The organism is Curtobacterium sp. C2H10 (assembly GCF_025407985.1).
Classification (GTDB): domain Bacteria; phylum Actinomycetota; class Actinomycetes; order Actinomycetales; family Microbacteriaceae; genus Curtobacterium.
In genome coordinates this window covers 1-278 of record NZ_JABXGF010000132.1, presented here as the reverse complement: position 1 = coordinate 278, position 278 = coordinate 1, and the positions used below count along the sequence as shown (strand labels likewise).

At 36.0% G+C, this 278-nt stretch carries 1 protein-coding gene; it reads left to right on the top strand.

Annotated elements, in window-relative coordinates; genetic code table 11:
* Positions 1 to 278 (top strand): ATP-grasp fold amidoligase family protein (locus HWD93_RS18345; protein ID WP_306577621.1); only part of this gene is annotated, 278 nt, incomplete at both ends.

Here is a 278-nt window from a genome sequence, read left to right as displayed (position 1 = left end):
ATGGTATATCATAGAGATGAGTTTTTCACTCTTATTGCCGATAAAATTGCCGTACGTGATTATATTAAATTAACTATGGGGGAAGAGTATCTTATCCCTTTGCTGGGGGTTTTTAATAAACCAGAGGATATTGACTTTGATCGACTCCCTGAAGCCTTCGTAATGAAATGCAATCATGACAGCGGCAGTGCTATAGTATGTGATGATAAAAAAACGTTAAACAGAAAGTATATTAACCAGCATTTCCATCAGCGCCTTAAACGAAATCCATATTATAC